Source organism: Streptomyces sp. NPDC002680, assembly GCF_042889145.1.
In the GTDB taxonomy this organism is placed as follows: Bacteria; Actinomycetota; Actinomycetes; order Streptomycetales; family Streptomycetaceae; genus Streptomyces; species Streptomyces adonidis.
The window spans coordinates 402,461-424,248 of the sequence record NZ_JBIAQP010000009.1; the positions used below are offsets into that span (position 1 = coordinate 402,461).

Sequence of the window (21,788 nt, forward strand, 5' to 3'; positions counted from 1 at the left end):
TCATGAGCACCATTGACATTCTGTCGCCCTCCGGCGACACAGCCGGGACCATCGAGCTCCCGGCCGAGATCTTCGACGTAGAGAAGATCAGCGTTCCGCTGCTCCACCAGGTCGTCGTCGCACAGCTGGCCGCCGCCCGTCAGGGCACGCACAAGGTCAAGCGTCGTGGCGAGGTCCGCGGTGGTGGCAAGAAGCCTTACCGCCAGAAGGGCACCGGCCGCGCCCGTCAGGGTTCGACCCGTGCGCCGCAGTTCGCCGGCGGTGGCGTCGTTCACGGCCCCACCCCGCGCGACTACTCGCAGCGGACGCCCAAGAAGATGAAGGCCGCGGCCCTGCGCCACGCCCTCACCGACCGGGCCCGCAACGCTCGTATCCACGTCATCACCGGCGTGATCGAGGGCGAGACCCCCTCCACCAAGGCCGCCAAGAGCTTCCTCGGCAAGGTCAGCGAGCGCAAGAACGTGCTCCTGGTCATCGAGCGCTCCGACGAGGCCGCGCTGCTTTCCGCGCGCAACCTGCCCCAGGTGCACATCCTGGAGCCGGGCCAGCTGAACACGTACGACGTTCTCGTCTCGGACGACGTGGTCTTCACCCAGGCCGCTTTCGAGTCCTTCGTGTCCGGCCCCAAGGCCACTGACACCGAAGGGAGCGAGGTCTGATGGCGATCCGTCACCCCGCCATTGCCTCCAAGGCGGCCAAGGCCGCCAAGGCCGCGCGCGTCGCCAAGGCGAAGCGCCACGAGGCCGAGGGCAAGAACACCGTCGTCACGCCGGCCAGCAAGTCGTACACGGACCCCCGTGACGTCCTGCTGAAGCCCGTCGTGTCCGAGAAGAGCTACGCGCTCATCGACGAGAACAAGTACACGTTCATCGTCGCTCCGGGCAGCAACAAGACCCAGATCAAGCAGGCCGTCCAGGCGGTCTTCTCGGTCAAGGTCACCGGGGTCAACACGATCAACCGCATCGGCAAGCGCAAGCGCACCAAGAGCGGTTTCGGTAAGCGCGCTGACACCAAGCGCGCGATCGTGACCCTCGCAGAGGGCGACCGTATCGACATCTTCGGCGGTCCGTCCGCGTAAGCGGGTCGGATCGTCCGATATCGGACGAGGACTGAGAAATGGGAATCCGCAAGTACAAGCCGACTACGCCGGGCCGCCGTGGCTCCAGCGTCGCCGACTTCGTCGAGGTCACGCGGTCCACGCCGGAGAAGTCGCTGGTTCGCCCCCTGCACAGCAAGGGCGGCCGTAACAATTCCGGTCGTGTGACCGTTCGCCACCAGGGTGGCGGACACAAGCGCGCCTACCGAGTGATCGACTTCCGTCGTCACGACAAGGACGGCGTGCCGGCGAAGGTCGCGCACATCGAGTACGACCCCAACCGCACCGCGCGCATCGCGCTGCTGCACTACGTGGACGGCGAGAAGCGCTACATCCTCGCCCCCCGCAACCTGCAGCAGGGTGACCGCGTCGAGAACGGTCCCGGGGCCGACATTAAGCCGGGCAACAACCTGGCGCTCCGCAACATCCCGGTCGGTACCACGATCCACGCGATCGAGATCCGTCCCGGTGGCGGCGCCAAGTTCGCCCGCTCCGCAGGCGCCTCGGTACAGCTGCTGGCGAAGGAGGGCACGATGGCCCACCTTCGTATGCCCTCCGGTGAGATCCGTCTGGTCGACCAGCGCTGCCGCGCCACGGTCGGCGAGGTCGGCAACGCCGAGCAGAGCAACATCAACTGGGGCAAGGCCGGGCGCAAGCGCTGGCTGGGCGTCCGTCCGACCGTTCGCGGTGTGGCGATGAACCCGGTTGACCACCCGCACGGTGGTGGTGAAGGCAAGACCTCCGGTGGACGTCACCCGGTCTCGCCGTGGGGTCAGAAGGAGGGTCGTACTCGTTCGCCGAAGAAGGCTTCGAACAAGTACATCGTCCGCCGCCGCAAGACGAACAAGAAGCGCTAGGAGCGGGTTTAGATGCCGCGCAGTCTCAAGAAGGGGCCCTTCGTCGACGACCACCTGATCAAGAAGGTGGACGCCCAGAACGAAGCCGGTTCCAAGAACGTCATCAAGACCTGGTCCCGTCGCTCGATGATCATCCCGGCCATGCTCGGCCACACGATCGCGGTGCACAACGGCAAGACCCACATTCCGGTGTTTGTCACCGAGTCGATGGTCGGCCACAAGCTCGGCGAGTTCTCGCCGACGCGCACCTTCCGGGGTCACGTCAAGGACGACCGGAAGTCGAAGCGCCGCTAACGCGGGGTGGAATGACCATGACAGACACTGGAAGGACAACCATGGAAGCCAGGGCCCAGGCGCGGTACATCCGCGTTACGCCCATGAAGGCCCGCCGCGTGGTGGACCTTATCCGTGGCATGGATGCCACGGAGGCTCAGGCGGTCCTGCGTTTCGCCCCGCAGGCCGCGAGCGTGCCGGTCGGCAAGGTGCTTGACAGCGCCATTGCCAACGCCGCGCACAACTACGACCACACCGACGCCGGCAGCCTCGTCATCACCGAGGCGTACGTCGACGAGGGTCCGACCCTGAAGCGGTTCCGGCCGCGCGCCCAGGGCCGTGCCTACCGGATCCGCAAGCGGACCAGCCACATCACCGTGGTCGTCAGCAGCAAGGAAGGTTCCCGGTAATGGGCCAGAAGGTAAACCCGCACGGGTTCCGACTCGGCATCACCACCGACTTCAAGTCGCGTTGGTACGCCGACAAGCTGTACAAGGACTACGTCGGAGAAGACGTCGCCATCCGTCGGATGATGACGTCCGGCATGGAGCGCGCCGGCATCTCGAAGGTCGAGATCGAGCGCACCCGTGACCGCGTCCGCGTCGACATCCACACCGCGCGTCCGGGCATCGTCATCGGCCGCCGCGGCGCCGAGGCCGACCGTATCCGCGGCGACCTGGAGAAGCTGACCAAGAAGCAGGTCCAGCTCAACATCCTCGAGGTCAAGAGCCCGGAGACGGACGCTCAGCTGGTGGCCCAGGCCGTCGCCGAGCAGCTGTCCTCCCGCGTCTCCTTCCGTCGTGCCATGCGCAAGAGCATGCAGGGCACGATGAAGGCCGGCGCCAAGGGCATCAAGATCCAGTGCGGTGGCCGTCTCGGCGGCGCCGAGATGTCCCGCTCGGAGTTCTACCGCGAGGGCCGTGTGCCCCTGCACACGCTCCGCGCGAACGTCGACTACGGCTTCTTCGAGGCCAAGACGACCTTCGGCCGTATCGGTGTGAAGGTCTGGATCTACAAGGGCGACGTCAAGAACATCGCCGAGGTCCGCGCCGAGAACGCCGCTGCCCGTGCGGGTAACCGCCCGGCCCGCGGTGGTGCCGGTGGCGGTGCCGACCGTCCGGCCCGTGGTGGTGGCCGTGGTGGCGAGCGCGGTGGACGTGGCCGCAAGCCGCAGCAGGCTCCCGCTGCCGAGGCCCCCAAGGCCGAGGCTCCGGCGGCTGCCGCTCCGGCTGCTGAAAGCACCGGAACGGAGGCCTGACCGACATGCTGATCCCCCGTAGGGTCAAGCACCGCAAGCAGCACCACCCCAAGCGCCGTGGTATGGCCAAGGGCGGTACGACGGTCGCGTTCGGCGAGTACGGCATCCAGGCCGTCACGCCGGCGTACGTGACCAACCGCCAGATCGAGGCCGCCCGTATCGCGATGACCCGCCACATCAAGCGTGGCGGCAAGGTCTGGATCAACATCTACCCGGACCGCCCGCTCACGAAGAAGCCCGCCGAGACCCGCATGGGTTCCGGTAAGGGTTCGCCGGAGTGGTGGATCGCGAACGTGCACCCGGGCCGGGTCATGTTCGAGCTGTCCTACCCCAACGAGAAGATCGCCCGTGAGGCCCTCACTCGCGCAGCCCACAAGCTGCCGATGAAGTGCCGGATCGTCAAGCGCGAGGCAGGTGAAGCGTGATGTCGGCCGGTACCAAGGCGTCCGAGCTGCGCGAACTGGGTGACGAGGAGCTTCTCAACAAGCTCCGCGAAGCCAAGGAAGAGCTGTTCAACCTCCGCTTCCAGGCGGCGACCGGTCAGCTCGAGAACCACGGTCGGCTCAAGGCCGTCCGGAAGGACATCGCGCGGATCTACACCCTGATGCGTGAGCGCGAGCTGGGCATCGAGACGGTGGAGAGCGCCTGATGAGCGAGAGCAACGTGACCGAGAACAGCACCACGACCGAGGCGCGCGGATTCCGCAAGACCCGTGAGGGTCTCGTCGTCAGCGACAAGATGGACAAGACCGTCGTCGTCGCTGTCGAGGACCGTGTGAAGCACGCCCTGTACGGCAAGGTCATCCGCCGTACGAGCAAGCTCAAGGCGCACGACGAGCAGAACGCTGCCGGCATCGGCGACCGTGTCCTCCTCATGGAGACGCGTCCGCTGTCCGCCACGAAGCGCTGGCGCATCGTCGAGATCCTCGAGAAGGCCAAGTAAGTCCTCCTGCGGGCACCCCCGCAGGACAGTTCCGCCAGGCTCGGTGAGCTCCGCAAGACACGCAGAACACTTGCGGAGCTCGCCGGGAACCGGCAGACAATCAGGAGATAGACGTGATCCAGCAGGAGTCGCGACTGCGTGTCGCCGACAACACTGGTGCGAAGGAAATCCTTTGCATCCGTGTCCTCGGTGGCTCCGGTCGCCGCTACGCGGGCATCGGTGACGTCATCGTCGCCACCGTCAAGGACGCGATCCCCGGCGGCAACGTGAAGAAGGGTGACGTCATCAAGGCGGTCATCGTTCGCACCGTCAAGGAGCGCCGCCGTCCGGACGGCTCGTACATCCGTTTCGACGAGAACGCCGCTGTTGTTCTGAAGAACGACGGCGACCCTCGTGGCACCCGTATCTTCGGCCCGGTCGGCCGGGAGCTGCGCGAGAAGAAGTTCATGAAGATCATCTCGCTCGCGCCGGAGGTGCTGTAAGCATGAAGATCAAGAAGGGCGACCTGGTTCAGGTCATCACCGGTAAGGACAAGGGCAAGCAGGGCAAGGTCATCGCGGCCTTCCCCCGCGAGGACCGCGTCCTGGTCGAGGGTGTCAACCGGGTCAAGAAGCACACCAAGGCTGGCCCGACCGCGAAGGGTTCGCAGGCCGGCGGCATCGTCACGACCGAGGCGCCCGTCCACGTCTCCAACGTCCAGCTGGTCGTTGAGAAGGACGGCAAGAAGGTCGTCACGCGTGTCGGTTACCGCTTCGACGATGAGGGCAACAAGGTTCGCGTTGCCAAGCGGACGGGTGAGGACATCTAATGACGACCACCACCACTCCGCGTCTCAAGACGAAGTACCGCGAGGAGATCGCGGGCAAGCTGCGTGACGAGTTCTCGTACGAGAACGTCATGCAGATCCCCGGCCTCGTCAAGATCGTGGTCAACATGGGTGTGGGCGACGCCGCCCGCGACTCCAAGCTGATCGAGGGCGCCATCCGCGACCTCACCACGATCACCGGTCAGAAGCCGGCCGTCACCAAGGCCCGCAAGTCCATCGCGCAGTTCAAGCTGCGTGAGGGTCAGCCGATCGGTGCCCACGTCACGCTTCGTGGCGACCGCATGTGGGAGTTCCTGGACCGCACCCTGTCGCTCGCGCTGCCGCGCATCCGCGACTTCCGTGGTCTTTCTCCCAAGCAGTTCGACGGTCGTGGCAACTACACCTTCGGTCTCACCGAGCAGGTCATGTTCCACGAGATCGACCAGGACAAGATCGACCGCACCCGGGGTATGGACATCACCGTGGTGACCACGGCGACCAACGACGCCGAAGGCCGCGCCCTTCTCCGTCACCTCGGCTTCCCCTTCAAGGAGGCGTAAGCGAGATGGCGAAGAAGGCTCTGATTGCCAAGGCTGCTCGTAAGCCCAAGTTCGGTGTACGTGGCTACACGCGCTGCCAGCGCTGCGGCCGTCCGCACTCCGTGTACCGCAAGTTCGGCCTGTGCCGCGTCTGCCTTCGTGAGATGGCTCACCGTGGCGAGCTGCCGGGCGTGACCAAGAGCTCCTGGTAATCCCTCCCACCCGTCGCCCGACCACCACCCCTCAAGGGCGGCCCTTCGGGCCGACAGGCTGGACTGGGATTCTGGAAGCTCTCGGTAAGCAAATGGGTTGGTCAGGTGCCCACCCCTCCATGGCTTAGGCTAGGAGGGTTGGGCGCCTGACGCCCGTACGACTTACTACGCCGTAGGTCCCCCGCACCGCACCCGTCCCGCCACTGAGTGAGTGGGGAGAGGGATGGCGCATCCAGGAAACCCCGGCGAGAGAGGCCGAAGGCCAATTCATGACCATGACTGATCCGATCGCGGACATGCTGACTCGTCTGCGTAACGCGAACTCGGCGTACCACGACACCGTGGGTATGCCGCACAGCAAGATCAAGTCGCACATCGCGGAGATCCTCCAGCAGGAGGGCTTCATCACGGGCTGGAAGGTCGAGGACGCCGAGGTCGGCAAGAACCTCGTTCTCGAGCTGAAGTTCGGCCCGAACCGTGAGCGCTCCATCGCGGGCATCAAGCGGATCTCCAAGCCCGGTCTCCGGGTTTACGCGAAGTCCACCAACCTGCCGAAGGTGCTCGGCGGCCTGGGCGTGGCGATCATCTCCACGTCGCACGGTCTCCTCACCGACAAGCAGGCCGGCAAGAAGGGCGTAGGCGGAGAAGTCCTCGCCTACGTCTGGTAGAAGGGAACGGAGGAAACAGCTATGTCGCGTATTGGCAAGCTCCCCATCACGGTTCCCGCCGGCGTGGACGTCACCATCGATGGCCGCACGGTCCAGGTGAAGGGCCCCAAGGGTTCCCTCTCCCACACCGTCGCTGCGCCGATCGACATCGCCAAGGGTGAGGACGGCGTTCTCAACGTCACCCGCCCCAACGACGAGCGTCAGAACAAGGCCCTGCACGGCCTGTCCCGCACGCTGGTGGCGAACATGATCACCGGCGTGACCACGGGTTACGTGAAGAAGCTCGAGATCAGCGGTGTCGGTTACCGCGTGGCGGCGAAGGGCACGAGCCTCGAGTTCGCGCTCGGCTACAGCCACCCGATCACCGTCGAAGCGCCCGAGGGCATCAGCTTCAAGGTCGAGAACCCGACGCGGTTCTCGGTCGAGGGCATCGACAAGCAGAAGGTCGGCGAGGTTGCGGCCAACATCCGCAAGCTGCGCAAGCCCGACCCGTACAAGGCCAAGGGTGTCAAGTACGAGGGCGAAGTCATCCGCCGCAAGGTCGGAAAGGCGGGTAAGTAAGCCATGGCATACGGTACGAAGATCGCTAAGGGCGACGCTTACAAGCGTGCTGCCATCAAGCGGCGTCACATCCGGATCCGTAAGAAGGTCAACGGAACGGCTGAGCGTCCCCGCCTGGTTGTGACCCGCTCCAACCGCCACATCGTGGCCCAGGTCATCGACGACATCCAGGGGCACACCCTGGCGTCGGCGTCGACCCTGGACGCCTCGATCCGCGGTACCGAGGGCGATGACAAGTCGGCGCAGGCCGGCAAGGTCGGCGCACTGGTCGCCGAGCGTGCCAAGGCCGCAGGCGTCGAGGCCGTTGTGTTCGACCGTGGTGGCAGCCGGTACGCCGGTCGTATCGCCGCCCTGGCCGACGCCGCCCGCGAAGCCGGGCTCAAGTTCTGAGCCGCCCGTCGCGCTCGCGGCTTCGTGCCGCGGCGCAGCGTAGCTAGCGGAAAAAGAGAGAGGTAATCCAATGGCTGGACCCCAGCGCCGCGGAAGCGGTGCCGGTGGCGGCGAGCGGCGGGACCGGAAGGGCCGTGACGGCGGCGCTGCTGCCGCCGAGAAGACCGCGTACGTTGAGCGCGTCGTCGCGATCAACCGCGTCGCCAAGGTTGTGAAGGGTGGTCGTCGCTTCAGCTTCACCGCGCTGGTCGTGGTGGGCGATGGCGATGGCACCGTCGGTGTCGGCTACGGCAAGGCCAAGGAGGTGCCGGCCGCGATCGCCAAGGGTGTTGAAGAGGCCAAGAAGCACTTCTTCAAGGTCCCCCGTATCCAGGGCACCATCCCGCACCCGATCACGGGCGAGAAGGCCGCGGGCGTCGTCCTGCTCAAGCCTGCCTCCCCCGGTACCGGCGTTATCGCCGGTGGCCCGGTGCGTGCTGTCCTGGAGTGCGCCGGCGTTCACGACATCCTGTCGAAGTCGCTCGGTTCGTCCAACGCGATCAACATCGTGCACGCGACCGTGGCGGCCCTCAAGGGCCTGCAGCGTCCCGAGGAGATCGCGGCCCGCCGCGGTCTGCCCCTTGAGGACGTCGCCCCCGCGGCTCTGCTCCGTGCACGTGCGGGAGCGGGTGCGTAATGGCTCGCCTCAAGGTCACGCAGACGAAGTCGTACATCGGCAGCAAGCAGAACCACCGTGACACCCTGCGGTCCCTTGGTCTCAAGGGGATCAACACCGTGGTCGTCAAGGAGGACCGCCCCGAGTTCCGCGGAATGGTTCACACCGTCCGCCACCTCGTGACGGTTGAGGAGGTCGACTGATCATGGCGGAGAACAACCCGCTCAAGATCCACAACCTCCGTCCCGCCCCGGGCGCCAAGACCGCCAAGACCCGTGTGGGTCGTGGTGAGGCGTCGAAGGGTAAGACGGCTGGTCGTGGTACCAAGGGCACGAAGGCCCGTTACCAGGTTCCGGAGCGCTTCGAGGGTGGCCAGATGCCCCTCCACATGCGTCTCCCGAAGCTCAAGGGCTTCAAGAACCCGTTCAAGACCGAGTACCAGGTCGTGAACCTCGACAAGCTGGGCGCGCTGTACCCGGAGGGTGGCGAGGTCACCGTCGAGGGTCTCGTCGCCAAGGGTGCCGTTCGCAAGAACAGCCTCGTCAAGGTCCTCGGCCAGGGCGAGATCTCCGTGGCGCTGCAGGTGACGGTCGACGCCGTCTCCGGCTCCGCCAAGGAGAAGATCACCGCCGCCGGCGGTACCGTCACCGAGCTCGTCTGAACACCACAGGCGCCTCGATGACTTGAGCGATCCCTGCCGGGGATACCCCACAAAAGGGGTATCCCCGGTTGGTCGTTCCTAGGGAGGCATGGTCGCCGGTAAGGTGGCCAGCACTGTCAATTTGAGTCCGTTGTGCTCACGAGGAACTCCGGACCCCTCTTGGCTGTTAGTTATCTGTCCGCTTATTCGTCGAACCTCAAGACCGTCACCTCTGACGCAGTAGCGCGGGGGTCGCAGGAGGCACCGTGCTCACCGCGTTCGCCCGGGCGTTCAAGACGCCCGACCTGCGCAAGAAGCTGCTCTTCACGCTCGGCATCATCGTGGTCTATCGGGTGGGCACACACATCCCGATCCCCGGTGTCGACTACTCGAACGTCCAGACGTGTATCGACGTGGCGAAGGGCAACCAGGGCCTGTTCGGTCTGGTGAACATGTTCAGTGGTGGCGCGCTGCTGCAGATCACGATCTTCGCGCTCGGCATCATGCCGTACATCACGGCGAGCATCATTCTCCAGCTGCTGACCGTGGTCATCCCGCGTCTGGAGGCCCTCAAGAAGGAGGGTCAGGCCGGTACAGCGAAGATCACGCAGTACACCCGTTACCTGACGGTGGCGCTCGCCATCCTCCAGGGCACCGGCCTCGTCGCCACCGCCCGCAGCGGCGCGCTCTTCAGCGGCTGCCCGGTCGCGAGCGAGATCGTCCCGGACCAGTCGATCTTCGTCACCATCACCATGGTCGTCACCATGACCGCCGGAACCGCCGTCGTCATGTGGCTCGGTGAGCTGATCACCGACCGCGGCATCGGCAACGGCATGTCGATCCTGATGTTCATCTCGATCGCCGCCACCTTCCCGTCCGCGCTGTGGGCCATCAAGACCCAGGGCGACCTGGCGGACGGCTGGATCGAGTTCGGCACGGTCATCGCCGTCGGCCTCGTCATGGTCGCGCTGGTGGTCTTCGTCGAGCAGGCTCAGCGCCGTATTCCGGTTCAATACGCGAAGCGCATGATCGGCCGCCGTTCCTATGGCGGTACGTCGACGTACATTCCGCTCAAGGTCAACCAGGCCGGCATCATCCCTGTGATCTTTGCCTCCTCGCTGCTCTACATCCCCGCGCTGATCGCGCAGTTCTCCGGCGGCACCTCCGGCTGGAAGACATGGATCGAGCAGAACCTGACCAAGGGTGACCACCCGATTTACATCACCACGTACTTCTTGCTGATCGTTTTCTTCGCGTTCTTCTACGTCGCCATCTCCTTCAACCCCGAAGAAGTAGCCGACAACATGAAGAAGTATGGTGGCTTCATCCCGGGCATCCGGGCTGGCCGGCCAACCGCTGAGTACCTGAGCTACGTACTCAACCGGATCACCTGGCCGGGTTCGCTGTATCTGGGTCTGATCGCTCTCGTCCCGACGATGGCGTTGGTTGGTTTCGGGGCAAACCAGAACTTCCCGTTCGGCGGGACCAGCATCCTCATCATCGTGGGTGTCGGTCTTGAGACCGTGAAGCAGATTGAGAGCCAGCTCCAGCAGCGCAATTACGAAGGGTTCCTCCGCTGATGCGAATCGTCCTCGTCGGGCCGCCTGGTGCAGGGAAGGGAACGCAGGCCGCGTTCCTGGCCAAGAACTTGTCGATCCCGCACATCTCCACGGGCGACCTGTTCCGGGCCAACATCAGCAAGCAGACGGACCTCGGGAAACTCGCCAAGTCCTACATGGACGCGGGGAACCTGGTACCCGACGAGGTCACGATCGCCATGGCGAAGGACCGCATGGAGCAGTCCGACGCGGTGAACGGCTTTCTGCTGGACGGCTTCCCGAGGAACGTCTCGCAGGCCGAGGCGCTGGACGAGATGCTCAAGGCCGAGTCCATGAAGCTGGACGCGGTGCTCGACCTGGAGGTCCCCGAGGACGAGGTGGTCAAGCGCATCGCCGGCCGCCGCATCTGCCGTAACGACTCCGCGCATGTCTTCCACGTGACGTACCAGGCGCCGAAGGCCGAGGGTGTCTGTGACACCTGCGGCGGTGAGCTGTACCAGCGGGACGACGACTCCGAGGAGACGGTGCGCAAGCGGCTGGAGGTCTACCACACCCAGACCGAGCCGATCATCGACTACTACAAGGCCCAGGGCCTTGTGGTGACGATCTCGGCGCTGGGCAAGGTGGAGGACGTCACCGGTAAGGCGATGGCCGCGCTGAAGGGCGAGGGCGAGGGCGAGTAGCTGTTTTCGTCTGTACGTGTGGACAGCCGCGGTTCCCCTGTCGGGGACCGCGGCTGCTGCGTGGGGCGGGGGCCCGTATCGTTGACCCGTTGACTTGTCGAGTGTGTTCGTTCGCCACCCGGTTCAGGAAAGGCCGTAGGTCCCATGGTGCAGATCAAGACCCCCGAGCAGATCGCCAAGATGCGCGAGGCGGGGCTTGTCGTCGCCGCCATTCACGCGGCCACTCGTGAGGCGGCCGTGCCCGGTGCCAGTACGAAGGATCTGGACCAGGTCGCGCGGAAGGTGCTGGCGGAGCACAACGCGAAGCCGAACTTCCTTGGGTACGGCGGGTTTCCGGCGACGATCTGCACCTCCGTCAACGAGGTCGTCGTCCATGGCATCCCGTCCGACGAGGTCGTGCTGAAGGACGGGGACATCATCTCGATCGACTGCGGTGCGATCGTGGATGGCTGGCACGGGGACGCGGCGTACACGGCGTTCGTGGGGTCGGGGCACGCGCCTGAGTTGATTGAGCTGTCTCGGGTGACCGAGGAGTCGATGTGGGCGGGGATCGCGGCCATGAAGCAGGGGAATCGGCTGGTCGATGTCTCGCGGGCGATCGAGACGTACATCCGGCGTCAGCCGAAGGCGGGGGGCGGGCGGTACGGGATCATCGAGGACTATGGCGGGCATGGGATCGGGACCGAGATGCACATGGATCCGCATCTGCTGAACTATGTCGAGCGGAAGCGGGGGAAGGGGCCGAAGCTGGTTCCCGGGTTCTGTCTTGCGATCGAGCCGATGGTGTCGCTGGGGACGCCTCGGACAGAGGTCCTGGCGGACGACTGGACGGTCATCACTACGGATGGGACCTGGTCGTCGCACTGGGAGCATTCGGTGGCGTTGACTGAGGCGGGGCCGTTGGTGCTTACGTCTCCCGACGGGGGGCGGGCGAAGTTGGCGGAGCTGGGCGTCACGGCTGCGCCGGACCCGCTGGCGTAGGGCTTTCTTCGCCCCCGCCGCCCCTACCCGTTCCCATCCCCAGGGGCTCCGCCCCTTCGACCCCACCAGGGGGCACGGCCCCCTGGACCCCCGGCGGGGCGCTGCCCCTGCACCCCGGCGGGGACTGCGTCCCCTGCACCCCACCAGGGGGCACGGCCCCCTGGACCCCCGGCGGGGCGCTGCCCCTGCACCCCCGCGGGGACTGCGTCCCCTGCACCCCGCTTGGGGCTGTGCCCCCTGCACCACCCCGCTCGGGGCTGCGTCCCCTGTACCCCGGCGGGGGCTGCGTCCCCTGTACCCTGCTCAGGGCTTCGCCCCGGACCCCTGGCGCGCGTCCTCTGCGTCCCGCCCCGGGGCTGCGCCCCTGGACCCCCCATCGGCCTGGACGGCCTCGTCCTCAATCGCCGGACGGGCTGAGTCGCGGCCTTGGCACTGTCTCTGGAGGGTGGGCGGGGCTCGTTCGTGTGTCTGGTCTGGTTAAGGATCATGGGTGTGGGGCATTCTTCCTCGATTCGTCTTTCCGGGTGCGCTGACGTAGACTGACTCGTCGGCTCTCGTGCACCCGCATGTCCGCATGCGCCCCGTGAAGGGGACGCAAGGGAGTCGATCAAGGTAGTCGATTCGAAGGGCGAAGCGTGGCCAAGAAGCAAGGTGCCATCGAGATCGAGGGCACTGTCGTCGAGTCTCTTCCGAACGCCATGTTCAAGGTTGAGCTCCAGAACGGCCACCAGGTCCTGGCACACATCAGCGGCAAGATGCGTATGCACTACATCCGTATCCTCCCTGACGACCGGGTCGTGGTGGAGTTGTCTCCGTACGACCTGACGCGTGGCCGCATCGTCTACCGATACAAGTAGATCTTGCCTACGTCCCGTGTTTCCTCGCGGGGCCGCCGGCAACTGACCCGGAGAACCTCACCCCATGAAGGTCAAGCCGAGCGTCAAGAAGATCTGCGACAAGTGCAGGGTGATCCGCCGTCACGGTCGGGTCATGGTCATCTGCGAGAACCCGCGGCACAAGCAGCGCCAGGGCTGACGCACGACCTTCCCTCTGCACCCGCAGAGATTCGCGCGACGCGAGCAGCAGTAGTAGCAGTTAGCAGTACTTGTTCATACGCAGAGTCCAGGTCCGTAGTTGCATGGGCCTGATACCCCCGGTCGGAGGCCGGGGACCCAGCTCGTACCTCATACGGCGAGTCGGGAAACGGCTTTGTGGAAGACCTCCGAACGACAACTGGAGCCATTGAATGGCACGCGTTTCCGGTGTTGACATCCCGCGCGAAAAGCGTGTGGAGGTCGCCCTCACCTATGTGTTCGGCATCGGCCGGACGCTTTCCCAGCTGACGCTGGCGGAGACGGGCATCGACCCGAACACCCGTGTTCGGGACCTCTCCGAGGAGCAGCTCGTCGCGATCCGCGAGTACGTGGACGCCAACATCAAGACCGAGGGTGACCTCCGTCGCGAGATCCAGGGCGACATCCGCCGCAAGATCGAGATCGGCTGCTACCAGGGTATTCGCCACCGCCGTGGCCTGCCCGTCCACGGCCAGCGCACCAGCACGAACGCCCGTACCCGCAAGGGCCCGCGTCGCGCCATCGCCGGCAAGAAGAAGCCGGGCAAGAAGTAGTCCGCAGCGGACAACGCTTCATCAGCGGTCTTCGCTGTAGGACCGACCACCTCCCCGTAGGAGATTTAGATGCCCCCCAAGGGTCGTCAGGGCGCTGCCAAGAAGGTGCGCCGCAAGGAAAAGAAGAACGTCGCTCACGGGCACGCTCACATCAAGAGCACGTTCAACAACACCATCGTCTCGATCACGGACCCCTCGGGCAACGTGATCTCCTGGGCCTCCGCCGGCCACGTCGGCTTCAAGGGCTCGCGCAAGTCCACCCCCTTCGCCGCGCAGATGGCCGCCGAGTCGGCCGCCCGCCGCGCGCAGGAGCACGGCATGCGCAAGGTTGACGTGTTTGTGAAGGGTCCGGGTTCGGGTCGTGAGACCGCGATCCGTTCGCTCCAGGCCACCGGTCTTGAGGTCGGCTCCATCCAGGACGTCACCCCCACCCCGCACAACGGCTGCCGTCCGCCCAAGCGCCGTCGTGTCTGATCAGCTGGTCTGAGGGTCTTCGGATTCTCTGATCTGCGGTTGTTTTCGGTTCGGGCGGTATGGCTCTTCGGGGCCGTGCCGCCCGTACCCTTGTAGTACTAGTCGGGCATCAAATAGTGGGTGTCCATGACTGAAGGATTCACGACATGCTGATCGCTCAGCGTCCCTCGTTGACCGAAGAGGTCGTCGACGAGTTCCGCTCCCGGTTCGTCATCGAGCCGCTGGAGCCGGGCTTCGGCTACACCCTCGGCAACTCCCTCCGTCGGACTCTGTTGTCCTCCATCCCCGGTGCGGCTGTCACCAGCATCCGTATTGATGGCGTGCTGCACGAGTTCACCACCGTGCCTGGTGTCAAGGAAGACGTCACCGACCTCATCCTCAACATCAAGCAGCTCGTCGTCAGCAGCGAGCATGACGAGCCGGTTGTGATGTATCTGCGCAAGCAGGGGCCCGGTCTCGTCACCGCCGCCGACATCGCGCCGCCGGCCGGTGTCGAGGTGCACAACCCCGACCTCGTCCTCGCCACGCTCAACGGCAAGGGCAAGCTGGAGATGGAGCTGACGGTCGAGCGTGGCCGTGGCTATGTCTCCGCCGTGCAGAACAAGCAGGTGGGGCAGGAGATCGGGCGTATTCCGGTCGACTCCATCTACTCGCCGGTGCTGAAGGTCACGTACAAGGTCGAGGCGACTCGTGTCGAGCAGCGCACCGACTTCGACAAGCTGATCGTCGACGTCGAGACCAAGCAGGCCATGCGTCCGCGTGACGCCATGGCTTCTGCCGGTAAGACGCTCGTCGAGCTGTTCGGGCTTGCCCGTGAGCTGAACATCGACGCCGAGGGCATCGACATGGGTCCGTCCCCGACGGACGCCGCGCTCGCCGCTGATCTGGCGCTGCCGATCGAGGAGCTCGAGCTCACCGTTCGGTCGTACAACTGCCTCAAGCGTGAGGGCATCCACTCCGTGGGTGAGCTCGTGGCTCGGTCCGAGGCGGATCTGCTCGACATTCGTAACTTCGGTGCGAAGTCCATTGACGAGGTCAAGGCCAAGCTTGCGGGTATGGGGCTTGCGCTCAAGGACTCGCCTCCCGGATTTGACCCGACCGCCGCCGCGGACGCCTTCGGCGCTGATGACGATGCTGACGCCGGTTTCGTGGAGACCGAGCAGTACTGATTCGGCTGCCGGTCCGTCGTGGCTGGTCGCGCAGTTCCCCGCGCCCCTTGGGGCGCGGACCTTCCGGGGCGTGCTAAATGGCGCCCCGGATCTTCGACAGGCGATCGCCTGCTCGGACACTGACCTCGGTACCTGATACGGCCGGGGCAGACACCTAGGAGAAATGCCATGCCGAAGCCCACCAAGGGTGCCCGTCTGGGCGGCAGTGCCGCGCACGAGAAGCTGCTTCTCGCGAACCTCGCGAAGTCGCTCTTCGAGCACGGTCGCATCACGACCACCGAGGCGAAGGCGCGCAAGCTGCGTCCGTACGCCGAGCGTCTGATCACCAAGGGCAAGAAGGGCGACCTTCACAACCGCCGTCAGGTGCTTCAGGTCATCACGGACAAGAGCATCGTGCACACGCTCTTCACCGAGATCGGCCCGCGCTACGAGAACCGTCCGGGTGGTTACACCCGTATCACCAAGATCGGTAACCGCCGTGGCGACAACGCGCCCATGGCTGTCATCGAGCTGGTGGAGGCGCTGACTGTCGCGCAGGCTGCGACGGGCGAGGCCGAGGCTGCGACCAAGCGTGCCGCCAAGGACGCCGAGGCTGTCGTCGAGGCTCCGGTCGAGGACGCCAAGGTTGATGTGACCAAGGCTGATGAGGCTGAGGCTTCTGAGGAGACCAAGGACGCCTAAGCGTCTGCGGGGTTCTGTTCGGTTTGCGGCTGCGAGTTTGTCGTGGTTGCTCGCGCAGTTCCCCGCGCCCCTTACGGGGCGCGTTGGCGGGTCCGTTCCTTTCGAGGGGCGGGCCCGCTTTCATGTACCTGAGAGGATCCAGGGGTGAGTGACGAAGTTCAGCCCGGTCATGTCCGTGTCCGTCTGGACCTGTCGTACGACGGGACAGGGTTCTCCGGGTGGGCCAAGCAGGCCGGGGGGCGGCGGACCGTGCAGGGGGAGGTCGAGGATGCCCTGCGGACTGTGACCAGGTCCGGCAGTGCCTCGTACGAGCTGACCGTGGCCGGGCGTACCGATGCCGGCGTGCATGCCCGGGGGCAGGTCGCTCATGTCGATCTGCCTGTCGAGGTGTGGGGCGAGCATCAGGAGAAGCTGCTCAAGCGGCTTGCCGGGCGCTTGGACAAGGATGTGCGGGTTTGGCGGGTTGCTGAGGCGCCGGTCGGGTTCAACGCTCGGTTCGCTGCCTTGTGGCGGCGGTATGTGTATCGGGTCGGTGATCGGCCTGGTGGGGTCGATCCCCTCTTGCGTAATCATGTGCTCTGGCACGACTGGGAGTTGGACGTCGCCGCCATGGATGCCGCCGCCAAGTCCCTTGTCGGGGAGCATGACTTCGCCGCCTACGCGAAGAAGCGTGAAGGGGCTTCCACTGTTCGGGAGGTTCTTGACTTCGGGGTGCGGAGGCGGTTGGACGGGGTCGTGGAGATCGAGGTCCGGGCTGACGCCTTCTGTCATAACCAGGTGCGGTCCATGGTGGGTGCTCTGTTGTTCGTCGGTGATGGGCATCGGGGGGTGGAGTGGCCTCGGCGGGTGCTCGACGCTCGGGTGCGGGACAGTGCCGTTCACGTGGTGCGGCCTTACGGGCTGACACTGGAGGAAGTCGCCTACCCGGCGGACGAGTTGCTGGCCGAGCGGCAGCTTCAGGCCCGCCGGGTTCGGGGCGAGGTGCACGGGGTCAGCCGGTCAGGACCTTCCTGAAGGTCGGCTGGGGGAATGGGCAGCCATTTCCCGTCAGAAGCCCCACCCGGGCACCCCAAAAAATGGCTGAATAGAAACTCAGCCCGCCCGTTACGCCCGTTACGCCGGTTCCACGATGAGCCACGCGACGGTCGAGGTGTCGCCCGCTACGCCCTTGACGGAGAACGACGTGCCGGCCGTACGGGCCGAGACGTACGCGATTCCGGCCGGGGTGCCGCCCGGGGCCTGCACCGTGAGGAAGATGCGGCTCGTCGCCGTGACCGCGGTGGTCGCGACGGTGACCGCCGTGGCGCCGTTCAGGGTGAGGGCGCCCATCTTGGCGTTGGCGCCCTCCTTCACCCGCAGGCCCTTTCCGGCCAGGCCCGCCACGAGGTCCGAGTCGGAGCTGCCGACCTGGGCCGCGCCGAGGCGGCCCCAGCTGGTGTCCCGGCCCGTGGAGCCACCGGGTCCGAAGGTCTGCGTACCGGCGATGTCGACGGCGAAGCGGTTGATGGAGTCGCCGGTGACCTGGGACTGGAAGGCGCGGGAGGCGGTGTCGGCGCCGGTGACCGCGTAGCCCTGTCCGGCGGCGCGGGTCTGGACGAGGTTCACGCCGGGGCTCGCGGTGGCGTTGACGACCACGCCGGGGGTGTTGCCCGCTTGGCCGAGCGTGATGCGGCCGGTGCTGCGGCTCACGGTGACCGGGGTGTCCAGGGCGGTGCCGTCGTCGGCGTATCGCACCAGCGCGAAGTCGGAGCCGTCGCCGGAGCCCGACTCGGCCGTGTCGGTGGCGCGCAGGGCCCAGCGGCGGTTCTTGCCGCGGGACCAGAACTGCACGTCACGGGTGGTGCCGGCGGCCCCCGAGACCATGTGCGCGTCGGACTTGTCCCAGACGATGCCGGCGTCGGTCCGGGTGCCCGCGGTGACCCCGCTGTGCCGTACGACGACCGCGCCGGCGTCGTTGAAGGGGGCCGTGGTGCCGACGTACTCGCCGCCGACGACCGAGACACAGCTCGCGGAGTTCAGGGCCGAGGTGGTGATGCCGTACGCGGGGGAGAAGTCGCCCGTGCTGTCGTCGTTGCGGCCTATTGAGGTCGAGCAGCCGGTCAGGACGATGCCCTCGGCGGCCTCGCCGGTGACGCTGAAGCCGGCCGCGTCCGTGGCGCTCTTGCCGTCCCGTTTCGCGAGGCAGCCCAGGAGCTGGAGGAAGCGGCCGCCGGCGGAGGTGGCGAGGTGGAAGCCGTCCTTGCCGTTGCGGTCGGTGTTGCAACCGACCATGACCATCGAGTAGTTGATGCCGGTGACGTGGTAGCCGTACTGCGTGTTCCACTCGGCGCGGCAGTCGACCATGGTCACGGCGTTCGGGTTGAGGATGTCGAAGCCGTGGCCGCCGTTGCCCTGCGAGTAGCACTGGAACAGGTCGGCGTCGACCAGGCCGCCGCCGGTTCCGGCCGAGTCGCCCCAGGTGAAGCCGTGGCCGCCGGCGCCCGTGCAGTGCACCTGGTTGAACTGGAACGCGGCCCCGTTCTGGGCGTTGACGCCGTCGCCGGAGAAGCGCCAGATCGTCACCTTGTCCATGCCGACGTCCTTGACGCCGGGGTTGATCCGGACGGCGGTGATGGGGCCGTTCTCCGTGTTCACGATCCGGTTCCGCAGGCCGTCGCACCCCTTGAGCGCCAGGCCGTACAGGCGCGGCCCGCCGCCGTGCGCGGAGTCGTAGTACGTGTCCTGCGCCGGGGCCGGGTCCACGGTGATCAGGGCGTCGCCCACGAAGTAGCCGACGGCCGGCCGGATGTAGGAGCCGGTCATGTTGGTGCGGTCCGGGAAGTGCGGGTTCCAGTCGCCGCGCAGCGTCACGCCGAGCGTCAGCCTGAGGGGCGCGGCGATGCGGTACCTGCCCGGCGGGAAGTAGACGGTGCCGCCCTGGCCCGCCGCGTCGATCGCCTTCTGGATGGCCGGCTGGTCGTCGGCCGCGTCGTCGCCGAGCGCTCCGTACGCCGCGTCCCGTACGTTCAGCCAGCCCGCCGGGGTCTCCGCGGCGGCTGCCTCGCCCGCGCCGGCCACTGTGGTGGCGAGGGCGGCGGTGCCGATGCCGGCGGTCGCGGCGAGCATGCGGCGTCTGGACGTGACGGAGTCGTGCGTGGTCATGAATGGTCCCCCTGGGCCTGATCCGTACGCGAGTCGGTTCGCGAGACAGTTCGCGAGTGATCAACCATCGGCGATTCACGGCCGACGTTCAACGGCCGAAGTGCGACGGCCGGCGATCAGTGATCGCCGGCCGTCGAAGGTGAAGAGGGGGATGCGCTACTGGCTCGCCGCCGAGGCCTGGGCCTCGCCGCGCCGCCTGATCTGGCGGAAGGCGAACTCGGCGAGGTCGTCGCCCGTGGTGAAGACGGCCGTGCTCTTCGTCGTCACGTCCTTGCCGTTGGTGAAACCGGCGATCGTGAAGTAGGCGTAGCGGCCGTAGGAGTTGGTCGTCGAGCGGCAGATCGCCGCGCGGCAGAAGGTGGGGACACCGCCGCCGGACAGGGACTCGACGATGCTCTTCTTGTCCGCCGTGGCCTTGACCTTCGTGGCCTGCGCCTCGGTGTCGAAGACGGCCACGCCGACCGTCACCGCGACGCCGTCCTTGCTGTAGGTGACCCGCAGGAAGCGTGTGCACCTGTTGTCCGTGAGGATCTTCGGGAGGGTGTTCTTCGCGGCCGACGCGCAGTTCGTCGTGTCGGCGGTCGGGCCCTTCTTGTAGAGGCGCTCGCCCATCGTCAGCTGCGTACCGGGGAAGAGGGTCTCCGGGGCCAGGGGCGCCGTGTCCTTCTTCACACTGGCTATGAAGTCCTTCGGATCCAGCGGCGGCGGCGCGCTGGTCGGCTCGAACGACGGCACCGCCGAGACGGTGTCGCTCGGGATGTCCGCGGTGGCGGGCAGGTCGGAGGTCGGTTTGTTGGAGGCCGTGGTGTTGCCGTCCGCGTTGACCACGGCCATGGCGACGGCCGCGCCCACACCGACGGTGGCCACCGCGGCCCCCACGATCAGCAGAAGTCTGCGGCGTCTGTTACGGGTCTCGGACGCCTCGGCGAGCGCCGCCCAGTCGGGGGCCTGCCCGGCGCCCTGACCGCCCCACGGCTGCTGCGGGGTATTCGGTTTCCAGGGATCCCACTGAGGTCCCCCCTGCCCAAAGCTCATGCGCGCATCCTAGACGCCGTACAACCCTTGTGCCGAGGCGTCTCATACGTATCCGCCCGTACCCTCGTTTTGACCCGTCCGGGGCAGCGCGGGTAACCTGGGCGTTCTTATGCGTATCGGCTTGGTCGTTCTTGGACGAGAGCCCCTACGTAGGTTCCCTGGAGCAGTTACCAGTGGGCGGCATACGGGCATCGTTCCCGGCACTGTCGTCCCCAGCTGCACGATCGCTTCAGTGATGCCATGTGTCAGGACCCATCCACTGAAGAAGCGAAGGCTACGAAGTGCGTACGTTCAGCCCTAAGCCCGGCGACATCACTCGCCAGTGGTACGTCATCGACGCCCAGGATGTCGTCCTGGGCCGTCTGGCCACCACTGCCGCGAACATCCTGCGGGGCAAGCACAAGCCGATTTACGCCCCCCACGTCGACGCCGGTGACTTCGTCATCATCATCAACGCCGACAAGGTGCACCTCTCCGGCAACAAGAAGACCCAGAAGCTGGCCTACCGCCACTCCGGCTACCCGGGCGGTCTGCGCTCCGTCCGTTATGACGAGCTGCTGGCGAAGAACCCCGAGAAGGCCGTCGAGAAGGCCATCAAGGGCATGATCCCCAAGAACACCCTGGGCCGTCAGTGCCTGTCGAAGCTGAAGGTCTACTCGGGCGACCAGCACCCCCACGCTGCCCAGCAGCCGGTGCCGTTCGAGATCACCCAGGTCGCGCAGTAGTTCCGGCCACCCCCTAAGACGTAGAGAATTCTGAGGAGAATCGTGGCCGAGACCACTGTCGAGCAGCCGCTCGACGAGAACGCCGATGTCGAGTTCGAGAACGCCGACGTCGAGAGCTACACCACCGAGTCCGAGGCGCCCGTCGTCGAGGGCGAGTACGCGGAGGCCCTTGACGGCCGCTTCGGCGACCCGCAGCCGGCCGCCGGCCTGGGCCGTCGCAAGAACGCCATCGCCCGCGTCCGGATCGTCCCGGGCACCGGCAAGTGGAAGATCAACGGTCGCACCCTTGAGGACTACTTCCCCAACAAGGTGCACCAGCAGGAAGTCAACGAGCCCTTCAAGGTGCTCGAACTCGACAACCGCTACGACGTTGTCGCCCGCATCACGGGTGGCGGCGTCTCCGGCCAGGCCGGCGCCCTGCGCCTCGGTGTGGCCCGCGCGCTGAACGAGGCCGACGTGGACAACAACCGCGGCGCCCTCAAGAAGGCCGGCTTCCTCCGTCGCGACGACCGTGCGGTCGAGCGCAAGAAGGCCGGTCTCAAGAAGGCCCGCAAGGCCCCGCAGTACAGCAAGCGTTAATCGCTCCGCTGTTCTTGTACGTTTCGCCCCGGCGGCACTCTCCGTGCCGTCGGGGCGGTTCGTTTACCGGGGGCTTTACTTATCACAGGCTTACGGCACAGGCGGGCGGAACGGTCCCGACAGCTTGGAAACAGGCACAGGGGATATACGTAGGCAGGTCCGGCATGGACACTCGGCATAGCCGCACGACATACCGGCCCCTCGGCGTGTGAGCCGTACGTACAGTGCATGAGCCGCA

General features: G+C 66.3%; 33 protein-coding genes. 31 read left to right on the top strand and 2 right to left on the bottom strand.

All coding sequences use genetic code 11. The annotated features are described in order from the left end of the window. Positions 1-2 precede the first annotated feature (2 nt). The 29 genes from rplD (at position 3) to truA (ending at position 17,084) form a co-directional block, all read left to right on the top strand. Positions 3-659: a 50S ribosomal protein L4 gene (gene rplD, locus ACFYXF_RS25435; RefSeq protein WP_235475509.1), complete on the top strand. Its 657-nt coding sequence runs from the start codon at positions 3-5 to the stop codon at positions 657-659. Then, complete coding sequence (rplW, locus tag ACFYXF_RS25440) at positions 659-1,078, top strand: 50S ribosomal protein L23 (protein WP_389352605.1); 420 nt, start codon at positions 659-661, stop codon at positions 1,076-1,078. The genes rplD and rplW overlap by 1 nt, the downstream gene beginning before the upstream one ends. A gap of 38 nt (positions 1,079-1,116) precedes the next feature. After that, on the top strand, positions 1,117-1,953 hold the full coding sequence (gene rplB, locus ACFYXF_RS25445) for a 50S ribosomal protein L2 (RefSeq protein WP_371669686.1): 837 nt from the start codon (positions 1,117-1,119) through the stop codon (positions 1,951-1,953). A gap of 12 nt (positions 1,954-1,965) precedes the next feature. After that, on the top strand, positions 1,966-2,247 hold the full coding sequence (gene rpsS, locus ACFYXF_RS25450; RefSeq protein WP_010986346.1) for a 30S ribosomal protein S19: 282 nt from the start codon (positions 1,966-1,968) through the stop codon (positions 2,245-2,247). A gap of 41 nt (positions 2,248-2,288) precedes the next feature. Continuing rightward, complete coding sequence (gene rplV / locus ACFYXF_RS25455) at positions 2,289-2,636, top strand: 50S ribosomal protein L22 (RefSeq protein ID WP_235475507.1); 348 nt, start codon at positions 2,289-2,291, stop codon at positions 2,634-2,636. After that, complete coding sequence (gene rpsC, locus ACFYXF_RS25460) at positions 2,636-3,484, top strand: 30S ribosomal protein S3 (protein WP_105974512.1); 849 nt, start codon at positions 2,636-2,638, stop codon at positions 3,482-3,484. Before rplV ends, rpsC begins: the two co-directional genes overlap by 1 nt. A 5-nt stretch (positions 3,485-3,489) precedes the next feature. Beyond that, positions 3,490-3,909 carry a 50S ribosomal protein L16 gene (rplP, locus tag ACFYXF_RS25465; protein ID WP_235475505.1) on the top strand — a complete coding sequence of 140 codons (420 nt, stop codon included), beginning with the start codon at positions 3,490-3,492 and terminating at the stop codon, positions 3,907-3,909. Next, complete coding sequence (gene rpmC / locus ACFYXF_RS25470; RefSeq protein ID WP_005481220.1) at positions 3,909-4,133, top strand: 50S ribosomal protein L29; 225 nt, start codon at positions 3,909-3,911, stop codon at positions 4,131-4,133. Before rplP ends, rpmC begins: the two co-directional genes overlap by 1 nt. After that, on the top strand, positions 4,133-4,426 hold the full coding sequence (gene rpsQ, locus ACFYXF_RS25475; RefSeq protein WP_369030558.1) for a 30S ribosomal protein S17: 294 nt from the start codon (positions 4,133-4,135) through the stop codon (positions 4,424-4,426). Before rpmC ends, rpsQ begins: the two co-directional genes overlap by 1 nt. Positions 4,427-4,539: 113 nt before the next feature. Then, positions 4,540-4,908 carry a 50S ribosomal protein L14 gene (rplN, locus tag ACFYXF_RS25480; RefSeq protein ID WP_006376015.1) on the top strand — a complete coding sequence of 123 codons (369 nt, stop codon included), beginning with the start codon at positions 4,540-4,542 and terminating at the stop codon, positions 4,906-4,908. Between the two features lie 2 nt (positions 4,909-4,910). Next, a complete protein-coding gene (rplX, locus tag ACFYXF_RS25485) occupies positions 4,911-5,234 on the top strand; it encodes a 50S ribosomal protein L24 (RefSeq protein WP_235475503.1) in 324 nt (107 codons plus the stop codon). Further along, on the top strand, positions 5,234-5,791 hold the full coding sequence (gene rplE, locus ACFYXF_RS25490) for a 50S ribosomal protein L5 (protein WP_369030559.1): 558 nt from the start codon (positions 5,234-5,236) through the stop codon (positions 5,789-5,791). The genes rplX and rplE overlap by 1 nt, the downstream gene beginning before the upstream one ends. A 5-nt stretch (positions 5,792-5,796) precedes the next feature. Further along, positions 5,797-5,982, top strand: a complete 186-nt coding sequence (locus tag ACFYXF_RS25495) for a type Z 30S ribosomal protein S14 (RefSeq protein WP_003948630.1) — start codon at positions 5,797-5,799, stop codon at positions 5,980-5,982. A gap of 269 nt (positions 5,983-6,251) precedes the next feature. Next, complete coding sequence (gene rpsH / locus ACFYXF_RS25500) at positions 6,252-6,650, top strand: 30S ribosomal protein S8 (protein ID WP_010986352.1); 399 nt, start codon at positions 6,252-6,254, stop codon at positions 6,648-6,650. Between the two features lie 21 nt (positions 6,651-6,671). After that, positions 6,672-7,211: a 50S ribosomal protein L6 gene (gene rplF, locus ACFYXF_RS25505; protein ID WP_235475501.1), complete on the top strand. Its 540-nt coding sequence runs from the start codon at positions 6,672-6,674 to the stop codon at positions 7,209-7,211. A gap of 3 nt (positions 7,212-7,214) precedes the next feature. Further along, positions 7,215-7,601 carry a 50S ribosomal protein L18 gene (gene rplR / locus ACFYXF_RS25510; protein WP_235475500.1) on the top strand — a complete coding sequence of 129 codons (387 nt, stop codon included), beginning with the start codon at positions 7,215-7,217 and terminating at the stop codon, positions 7,599-7,601. 70 nt (positions 7,602-7,671) lie between these two features. Further along, a complete protein-coding gene (rpsE, locus tag ACFYXF_RS25515) occupies positions 7,672-8,277 on the top strand; it encodes a 30S ribosomal protein S5 (protein WP_006376045.1) in 606 nt (201 codons plus the stop codon). Next, positions 8,277-8,459 (top strand): 50S ribosomal protein L30, encoded by a 183-nt coding sequence (rpmD, locus tag ACFYXF_RS25520; RefSeq protein ID WP_006376032.1) that lies wholly within the window; start codon positions 8,277-8,279, stop codon positions 8,457-8,459. Before rpsE ends, rpmD begins: the two co-directional genes overlap by 1 nt. A gap of 2 nt (positions 8,460-8,461) precedes the next feature. Beyond that, positions 8,462-8,917: a 50S ribosomal protein L15 gene (gene rplO / locus ACFYXF_RS25525; RefSeq protein ID WP_030671797.1), complete on the top strand. Its 456-nt coding sequence runs from the start codon at positions 8,462-8,464 to the stop codon at positions 8,915-8,917. A 245-nt stretch (positions 8,918-9,162) separates the two neighbouring features. After that, on the top strand, positions 9,163-10,476 hold the full coding sequence (gene secY / locus ACFYXF_RS25530) for a preprotein translocase subunit SecY (protein ID WP_369030560.1): 1,314 nt from the start codon (positions 9,163-9,165) through the stop codon (positions 10,474-10,476). Then, the gene (locus ACFYXF_RS25535) at positions 10,476-11,138 is read left to right on the top strand and encodes an adenylate kinase (RefSeq protein ID WP_389352611.1); all 663 of its coding nucleotides are present in this window, start codon (positions 10,476-10,478) and stop codon (positions 11,136-11,138) included. Before secY ends, ACFYXF_RS25535 begins: the two co-directional genes overlap by 1 nt. Positions 11,139-11,282: 144 nt before the next feature. Further along, entirely contained in the window at positions 11,283-12,119 is an 837-nt protein-coding gene (gene map, locus ACFYXF_RS25540; protein WP_389352613.1) for a type I methionyl aminopeptidase, read from the top strand. A gap of 635 nt (positions 12,120-12,754) precedes the next feature. After that, on the top strand, positions 12,755-12,976 hold the full coding sequence (infA, locus tag ACFYXF_RS25545) for a translation initiation factor IF-1 (protein WP_003948620.1): 222 nt from the start codon (positions 12,755-12,757) through the stop codon (positions 12,974-12,976). Between the two features lie 64 nt (positions 12,977-13,040). Continuing rightward, the gene (gene rpmJ, locus ACFYXF_RS25550) at positions 13,041-13,154 is read left to right on the top strand and encodes a 50S ribosomal protein L36 (protein WP_003998809.1); all 114 of its coding nucleotides are present in this window, start codon (positions 13,041-13,043) and stop codon (positions 13,152-13,154) included. A gap of 211 nt (positions 13,155-13,365) precedes the next feature. After that, complete coding sequence (gene rpsM, locus ACFYXF_RS25555; protein ID WP_006376031.1) at positions 13,366-13,746, top strand: 30S ribosomal protein S13; 381 nt, start codon at positions 13,366-13,368, stop codon at positions 13,744-13,746. Positions 13,747-13,815: 69 nt separating this feature from the next. After that, the gene (gene rpsK / locus ACFYXF_RS25560) at positions 13,816-14,220 is read left to right on the top strand and encodes a 30S ribosomal protein S11 (protein ID WP_003956432.1); all 405 of its coding nucleotides are present in this window, start codon (positions 13,816-13,818) and stop codon (positions 14,218-14,220) included. Between the two features lie 146 nt (positions 14,221-14,366). Further along, the gene (locus ACFYXF_RS25565; RefSeq protein WP_003966937.1) at positions 14,367-15,389 is read left to right on the top strand and encodes a DNA-directed RNA polymerase subunit alpha; all 1,023 of its coding nucleotides are present in this window, start codon (positions 14,367-14,369) and stop codon (positions 15,387-15,389) included. A gap of 168 nt (positions 15,390-15,557) precedes the next feature. After that, entirely contained in the window at positions 15,558-16,070 is a 513-nt protein-coding gene (gene rplQ / locus ACFYXF_RS25570; RefSeq protein WP_369030563.1) for a 50S ribosomal protein L17, read from the top strand. Between the two features lie 144 nt (positions 16,071-16,214). Next, positions 16,215-17,084 (top strand): tRNA pseudouridine(38-40) synthase TruA, encoded by an 870-nt coding sequence (gene truA / locus ACFYXF_RS25575; RefSeq protein WP_389352616.1) that lies wholly within the window; start codon positions 16,215-16,217, stop codon positions 17,082-17,084. A 99-nt stretch (positions 17,085-17,183) separates the two neighbouring features. Here truA and ACFYXF_RS25580 read toward each other — a convergent pair whose 3' ends face one another. Then, on the bottom strand, positions 17,184-19,211 hold the full coding sequence (locus ACFYXF_RS25580) for a glycosyl hydrolase family 28-related protein (RefSeq protein ID WP_389352618.1): 2,028 nt from the start codon (positions 19,209-19,211) through the stop codon (positions 17,184-17,186). Between the two features lie 156 nt (positions 19,212-19,367). Beyond that, complete coding sequence (locus ACFYXF_RS25585) at positions 19,368-20,246, bottom strand: hypothetical protein (RefSeq protein ID WP_389352620.1); 879 nt, start codon at positions 20,244-20,246, stop codon at positions 19,368-19,370. A gap of 281 nt (positions 20,247-20,527) precedes the next feature. On the opposite strand from ACFYXF_RS25585, the gene rplM reads away from it, so the two are divergent. Both rplM and rpsI read left to right on the top strand, forming a co-directional pair. After that, positions 20,528-20,971, top strand: a complete 444-nt coding sequence (gene rplM, locus ACFYXF_RS25590) for a 50S ribosomal protein L13 (protein WP_235475489.1) — start codon at positions 20,528-20,530, stop codon at positions 20,969-20,971. 42 nt (positions 20,972-21,013) lie between these two features. After that, positions 21,014-21,550, top strand: a complete 537-nt coding sequence (gene rpsI, locus ACFYXF_RS25595; RefSeq protein ID WP_330290586.1) for a 30S ribosomal protein S9 — start codon at positions 21,014-21,016, stop codon at positions 21,548-21,550. Positions 21,551-21,788: the final 238 nt, after the last annotated feature.